General features: G+C 71.3%; 7 protein-coding genes. 6 read left to right on the top strand and 1 reads right to left on the bottom strand.

From position 1 onward, the window contains the following. Positions 1 to 165: 165 nt before the first annotated feature. From ACIQ5Y_RS39710 to ACIQ5Y_RS39700, 3 genes are all read left to right on the top strand, one after another. Entirely contained in the window at positions 166 to 921 is a 756-nt protein-coding gene (locus ACIQ5Y_RS39710; protein WP_403892424.1) for a helix-turn-helix domain-containing protein, read from the top strand. 86 nt (positions 922 to 1,007) lie between these two features. Continuing rightward, positions 1,008 to 1,223, top strand: coding sequence for a type II toxin-antitoxin system VapB family antitoxin (locus ACIQ5Y_RS39705; RefSeq protein WP_079428878.1), 216 nt, complete (start codon positions 1,008 to 1,010; stop codon positions 1,221 to 1,223). Next, a complete protein-coding gene (locus ACIQ5Y_RS39700) occupies positions 1,220 to 1,642 on the top strand; it encodes a PIN domain nuclease (RefSeq protein WP_403892421.1) in 423 nt (140 codons plus the stop codon). The genes ACIQ5Y_RS39705 and ACIQ5Y_RS39700 overlap by 4 nt, the downstream gene beginning before the upstream one ends. A 170-nt stretch (positions 1,643 to 1,812) precedes the next feature. On the opposite strand, the gene ACIQ5Y_RS39695 is transcribed toward ACIQ5Y_RS39700, so the two are convergent. After that, positions 1,813 to 3,270, bottom strand: coding sequence for a DHA2 family efflux MFS transporter permease subunit (locus ACIQ5Y_RS39695; protein ID WP_403892418.1), 1,458 nt, complete (start codon positions 3,268 to 3,270; stop codon positions 1,813 to 1,815). 180 nt (positions 3,271 to 3,450) lie between these two features. Between ACIQ5Y_RS39695 and ACIQ5Y_RS39690 the strand changes: the two genes are divergently transcribed. The 3 genes from ACIQ5Y_RS39690 (at position 3,451) to ACIQ5Y_RS39680 (ending at position 6,541) form a co-directional block, all read left to right on the top strand. Beyond that, complete coding sequence (locus ACIQ5Y_RS39690; RefSeq protein WP_403892415.1) at positions 3,451 to 4,803, top strand: AMP-binding protein; 1,353 nt, start codon at positions 3,451 to 3,453, stop codon at positions 4,801 to 4,803. A gap of 48 nt (positions 4,804 to 4,851) precedes the next feature. After that, complete coding sequence (locus ACIQ5Y_RS39685) at positions 4,852 to 5,769, top strand: DMT family transporter (RefSeq protein ID WP_403892412.1); 918 nt, start codon at positions 4,852 to 4,854, stop codon at positions 5,767 to 5,769. 178 nt (positions 5,770 to 5,947) lie between these two features. Then, the gene (locus tag ACIQ5Y_RS39680; protein WP_403892409.1) at positions 5,948 to 6,541 is read left to right on the top strand and encodes a dihydrofolate reductase family protein; all 594 of its coding nucleotides are present in this window, start codon (positions 5,948 to 5,950) and stop codon (positions 6,539 to 6,541) included. The last annotated feature ends 207 nt before the right edge of the window (positions 6,542 to 6,748 follow it).

Here is a 6,748-nt window from a genome sequence, read left to right as displayed (position 1 = left end):
TTTCGTTGCGCAGAAATGACATCACCGCAGGTCAAAGCCTGGAAATCGTTGCACTGGATTGGATTTCAATGCAATGTTCTGGCGTGTTGCGTTGCAATGGATGGAAAATGAACGCTATGCTGGGGGCGTCAAGGACCCACGAAGGAAGCAGGAGAGGGGATCGCGATGCCGGGAGGCAGGCTCACCCAGCAGGAACGCCAGCAGATCGCGCTGGGGGTGGCCGACGGGCTCGCCTACGCGGAGATCGCCAGGCGCCTCGACCGTCCGACCTCGACCATCACGCGCGAGGTGACGCGCAACGGCGGTCCCGCGGGCTACCGCGCCGACCTGGCCCAGCGCTCCACCGAACGCCGCACCCACCGCCGCAGGCAAGCCGCCCCCCGGGCCGGGCAGGCGCCCCAACTGGCCCATGGGCGCGACCCCGAGGCCGTGCGCGAGTACGAGGAGATGTTCACGACCTTCTTCATGGCCTCGGGTCTGCCGAAGATAAGCGCCCGGGTACTGGTCTCCCTCTACACCACGGACACGGGCACCCTCACCGCGTCCGAGCTCGTCCAGCGCCTGGAGGTCAGCCCGGCGTCCATCTCCAAGGCGATCTCGTTCCTCGACAACCAGGGCCTCGTCCGTCGGGAACGCGACGAACGGCGCCGCGAGCGCTACATCGTGGACGACGACGTCTTCTACCAGTCCACGATCGCCAGCGCCCGGGCCAGCGACCAACTCGCCGAGACCGCCCGCCAGGGCGTCAACGTCCTCGGCCCCGACACACCGGCCGCCGTCCGCCTGGAGAACATCGCCCGCTTCCTCGACTTCATCACCGAAACCATCATGCGCGCGGCGGAGCAGGCCCGCGAGATCCTCTACGTGAAGGCCGAACCGCCGGCCGACACCACGGCCAAGCCCGGCTCGGACCGGGGGTAGCCGGCCGCATGTGACCGAGCGCCCCATGGCCCTGGCGAACCATCGGAGATATAATTGTCGCCATCGTTGATATACAGGAGGTGCACATGAGCCGGACGGTGATCGACCTCGATGACGAACTGGTCGCAGACGTGGCCAAGGCCCTGGGGACCAGCACCAAGAAGGAGACGGTCAACACGGCCTTGCGCGAGGTGCTGGAGAACAGGCGGCGTGCGCTGGCCCTGACCCGCCTGCGTGCCGCGGCCGACGAAGGCGCGTTCGATCTGACACTCTTCGAGGACAAGCGGAACTACCGACGTTGAACGCCGCTCTCTACCTGATCGACACCAGCGCCCTCGCCCGGTTCATGCGGGGCGACGCGGAGCGGTACGGCTGGGACCAGGCAGCGGCCGCCGGCCTGATCGCCACGTGCCCCATCACCGAGCTGGAGTTCTTCTACAGCGCCCGATCCGCCGCCGACCGGGCGCGCGGCATCGAGGACCTCCGGCTGATCTTCGGCTGGGTCCCGGTCGACGACCGCGCCTACGACCGCGCCTGGCAGGTCCAGGAGGCCCTCACTCAACAAGGCAAGCACCGTAGTGCCGGCGCAGTGGATCTCGTTGTCGCCGCGACCGCCGAGTTGCAGGGGCTCACCCTCCTGCACTGCGACCACGACTTCGAGTGCATCGCCGCAGTAACCGGCCAACCCCTCCAGTGGTACGGCCCGGACGGCCGTAAGTAGCCGAGCAGCCCCGGCCGGTGGAGGTGGACCGGCTGGGGCGGTCGCCATGGCTCGGCCGTTCGGCGGGCAGCAGGCCCCGCACTCGATGTTCCGGTGAGGACGACCGGCGCACGTAAGCCGCCCGGGTGCTCGGCACCCGGGCGGCTTACGTGTTGTGCTCTCGGGGCGGCTCAGACGCCCGCCGCCTTCGGCGCCCCGGCGGGAGCCGCCTCGGCCGCCGTCACCGCGGCCTTCTCCTTGGCCCGGCCGCGGACCAGGAAGCAGGCCAGCACGCCCACCAGGACCACCGCGATCGGCAGCGCCGCCGTCACGTGCAGGGTGGCGACGAAGGCGTCCGCGTACACCTTCCCGGTGGCCAGCTCCGCCGCCAGCCGGCCCTGGAGCAGGGCGCCCACGGCGGCCGCGCCGATGACCGAACCGATCTGCCGGACCGTGTTGTTGACCCCGGAAGCCGCCCCGGCGAGCCTCGGGTCGACACCCCGCATCGCCTCGGCGGACATCGGCGCGACCACGCAGCCGATGCCGAGGCCGGTGATGACGGTGGCCGGGACGAAGGCGTACCAGGGGGTCGCGGGACCGGCGATCAGCACGATCGCCACCATCCCCACCGCGTACAGGGTCAGACCCGCCATCAGCAGGTACTTGCCACCGATCCGGTCCGAGAGCCGGCCCGCGAAGGGGCCCACCGCCATCGACACCAGGGAGGACGGGGCCAGCACCAGGCCCGCCTTGATCGCGCTCAGGCCGAGCACGGACTGCAGGTAGAGGTTGAAGGGGAGGACCAGCCCGATCATCGCCATCGACACGAGGGCGACCATCACGGTCAGGACGGAGAAGTTGCGGTCCTTGAAGAGCGCGAACGGAACGAGCGGCTCGCGGTCCTGACGCCCGCGCTGGTGGAAGAGGAACCCGGCGGCCAGCGCCGCACCCGCGGCCAGCAGCCCCCAGATCCCGGTGCCCCAGTGGTAGTGCTCGCCCTCCTGGAGCGCGAAGGTCAGGCAGAACAGCGCGCCGGTCGCCAGCAGCACGCCCGGGACGTCGAAGGTGCGGGTCCGGCCGGTCCGTACGTCGGGCACCACCAGGAACGTCAGCACCAGCGCGGCGATCCCGATCGGCACGTTCACCAGGAAGATCCAGCGCCATCCGACGGTGGAGACCAGCACGCCGCCCAGGGTCGGACCCGACAGCGTGGCCAGGCCCGCCACCATGCCCCAGATGCCCATCGCAGTGCCGCGCCGCGCCGCCGGGAAGACCGACATGACGAGCGCCATCGTCTGCGGTGTGAGCAGCGCGGCGCCGAGGCCCTGCACCCCGCGGGCGGCGATCAGCATCACCGGGCCGGTGGCCAGCCCGCAGGCGATGCTCGCGGCCGTGAACACCACCAGGCCGGCGACGAAGAGGTTGCGGGGCCCCCACAGATCGCCGAGCCGGCCGGCGGTGATCAGCAGCACGGCCAGGACGAGGGCGTAGCCGCTGACCACCCACAGGGTCTGGTCCAGGGTCGCCCCCAGTGCGTCGATCATCTCGGGGATCGCGATGTTCACGATCGTCAGGTCCAGCAACGTCATGAAGAACCCCAGTGACATGGTCACCAGCACCGCCCAGGGATTCCCGGCCCACTTCCGCATGTGTCCACTCCTCTCGCGCCGTCCGCTGAGGGCAACAGTAATCCATCTTTTCTGATGCATCAAGAAGGATGGATATCTGGGGTGGCGCGCTTCCCCCGGATTCCGGCAGCCTGTGCCCGGGACCACCGGGACCACCGGGACCACCGGGACCACCGGGACCACGGACAGGGGAGTGTCAGCGTGCTCACCGCACTTGAAGGCGCGTACGGGGACCGCGGTGACGCCGTCACCGTCGCCGGCCGCACCGCCTCGTACGAGGAACTGCTCGGCGCCGCCGGAGCGGTGGCCGCGGACGTCGCGGGCGCCCCGGCCTTCGCCGTCACGGCGACGGCCTCGCTGGAGACCGTCGCCGCGGTGGTCGGCGGGCTGCTGGCCGGGGTGCCGTGCGTGCCGCTGCCGCCCGACGCCGGGCCCGCCGAACGGGAGCACATCCTGCGCGACTCGGGGGCCGCGGAGGTCGGGGTGGACTTCGCACGCCGCGCGGACGCCCCGTCGGGGAAGGCCGCCGCGCCGGGGGATCCCGCGCTGATCCTGTACACCTCCGGCACCACCGGCCCGCCCAAGGGCGTGGTGCTCAGCGGCGCCGCCATCGCCGCGGACCTCGACGCGCTCGCCGAGGCCTGGCGGTGGAGCGCCGACGACACCCTCGTGCACGGGCTGCCGCTGTTCCACGTGCACGGCCTCGTGCTCGGCGTGCTCGGCGCCCTGCGCACCGGCAGCCGCCTCGTGCACACCGGCCGGCCGACGCCCGACGCCTACGCCGAAGCCGGCGGCAGCCTGTACTTCGGGGTGCCGACCGTGTGGTCCCGTATCGCCGCCGAACCGGAGGCCGCCTCCGCGCTGTCCGGGGCCCGGCTCCTCGTCTCCGGCAGCGCGGCCCTGCCCGCGCCCGTCTTCCGCGACCTCGAACTCCTCACCGGCCACCGCCCCGTCGAGCGCTACGGCATGACCGAGACCCTGATCACCATCAGCGGCCGGGCGGGCGGCGAGGTCCGCCCCGGTACGGTCGGCACCCCGCTCACCGGTATCCGCACCCGCATCGCCGCCGAGCCGGGCGCCGGGATCGGCGAACTCCAGCTGACCGGCCCCACGCTGTTCTCCGGATACCTGGGCCGGCCGGAGGCCACCGCCGCCGCGTACACCGAGGACGGCTGGTTCCGTACGGGAGACATCGCGGCCGTCGACGAGAAGGACGGCGTGCACCGGATCGTGGGCCGCGCCTCCATCGACATGATCAAGTCCGGGGGCTACCGGATCGGTGCGGGCGAGATCGAGAACGCCCTGCTCGACCACCCCAAGGTGCGCGAGGCGGCCGTCGTCGGCGTCCCCGACGCGGACCTCGGGCAGCGGATCGTGGCGTACGTCGTGGCCGACGGGGTCACCGGCGCCGAGCTCACCGACTTCGTCGCCGCGCACCTGTCGGTGCACAAGCGCCCGCGCGAGGTCCGCTTCGTCACGGCGGTGCCGCGCAACGCCATGGGCAAGCCGCAGAAGAAGCTCCTGCTGGAGGGCCGGCAGGGCGATCGGAACTGACGGGATATCCGAAGGCGCGCGGGGCGCCGCGTGAGTACGTTGACTCGTATGGATCAATCTGCCGCCGGCCCCGGAGCCGACCGCCGTGCCCTCGCGGCGGCGTCCGTCACCGTTGCCCTCTGGGCCTCCGCATTCGTCTCCATCCGGTCGGCGGCGGCCCATTACGACCCCGGAGCACTGGCCCTGGGACGGCTCCTGACGGCATCGGTCGCCCTCGGCATCGTGCTGCTCGTCAAGCGGGTCCCGTTCCCGCCGCGCCAGGCCTGGCCCGGCATCCTCGCCTCGGGCGTGCTGTGGTTCGGCCTCTACATGGTCGCGCTGAACTGGGGCGAGCAGGGCGTGGACGCGGGCACCGCGGCCATGATCGTGAACATCGGCCCGATCGTGATCGCCCTGCTCGGAGGCTGGCTGCTGAAGGAGGGCTTCCCGCCGATGCTGCTGGCCGGGATGGCCGTCTCCTTCGCGGGCGCGGTCGTCGTGGGCCTGTCCACCTCCAAGGGGGACTCCTCCTCCCTCGGCGGTGTGCTGCTCTGCCTGCTCGCCGCGCTCACCTACGGGGCCGGGGTGGTCTCGCAGAAGCCCGCGCTGCGCCACGCGAGCCCGATCCAGGTGACCACGTACGGCTGCTTCGTCGGTACGGCGGTCACCCTGCCCTTCGTCTGGCAGCTGGTCTCCCAACTGCCGCACGCCCCGCTGTCGGCCACGCTCAACATGCTGTACCTGGGCCTGTTTCCGACCGCGCTGGCCTTCACCACCTGGACGTACGCCCTCTCCAGGACCACCGCCGGGAAGATGGGCGCGACCACCTACGCCGTGCCCGCCGTCGTGGTGCTCTTCGCCTGGATCGTCCTGGACGAGGTCCCCGGCCGGCTGACCCTGCTCGGCGGCGCGATCTGCCTGGCCGGAGTCGCCGTCTCCCGCAGGCGCCCCGCCCGCCCGGCGGCGCTCTCGGCATCCGCCGACTGACCGCCCGCGGACGCCGGTCGGGTCACAGGTGCGTGGTGCGCCTCGCGCCGCCCCGCGGGGGCCGGGCGGTGTGCTCCACGTCACATCGCGAATTCCGCTCCCCACCGATGAGTTCGCCGCCTTGCGCCGGTCTTCATTGGCGTACGGACCGACGCGAGGAAAACAGGAGCACACCCCCATGCGCATCGTCATCAGCGAGTTCATCAGCCTCGACGGCGTCGTCCAGGCCCCCGGTGGCCCCGAGGAGGACACCGACGGAGGCTTCGCCCACGGCGGTTGGACCCACCCCTTCTTCGACCCGGAGGTCGTCGGCGGGGCCTTCACCGAGGCGCTGAACCAGGCCGAGGCGCTCCTCTTCGGCCGCCGCACCTGGCAGAACATGGCCGCCGCCTGGCCCGAGCGGGCCGGCGACCCCTTCGCGGACCGCATGAACGCCCTGCCCAAGCACGTGGTCTCCGACACCCTCACCGAGGACGACCTCACCTGGAACACCGTGCTCATCCCCGCCGACAAGGCCGTCACCCGCATCCGGGAACTGCGCGACGCCCCCGGCGGCGACCTCCTGGTCATGGGCAGCCCCACCCTCGCCCGCACCCTCCTGAGCGAGGGCCTGGTCGACGAGCTGCGCCTGATGATCATGCCGGTGCTGCTCGGCCCCGGTAAGTCGATCTTCCCCGCGGACGGCACCCTGCGCCCGCTCGACCTGGTCTCGACGGTCACCAGCGCCACGGGCGTCCAGGTCACCACGTACCGCCCCCGCCCCCAGGGCTGACCCGCCCGCGCGGTCCACGCCCCGAGCCCTCCCCCTCCGAGCGAGCGGGAGGGTTCTGCGTGTGCCCCGATCGTCGATCGTCGACGCCCGTAGCGTTCACCCACTATCCATTGCAACGAATGGGCGAGTGTCATTGCGTTGAAGTTAAACCCAGTGCAACGATTTCCAGGCTTTGACCTGCGGTGATGTCATTTCTGCGCAACGAAG

It is taken from the genome of Streptomyces sp. NPDC096339, assembly GCF_044762985.1.
Classification (GTDB): domain Bacteria; phylum Actinomycetota; class Actinomycetes; order Streptomycetales; family Streptomycetaceae; genus Streptomyces.
The sequence above is the reverse complement of the archived record's forward strand: the minus strand, read 5'-3'. Positions and strand labels throughout refer to the sequence as shown.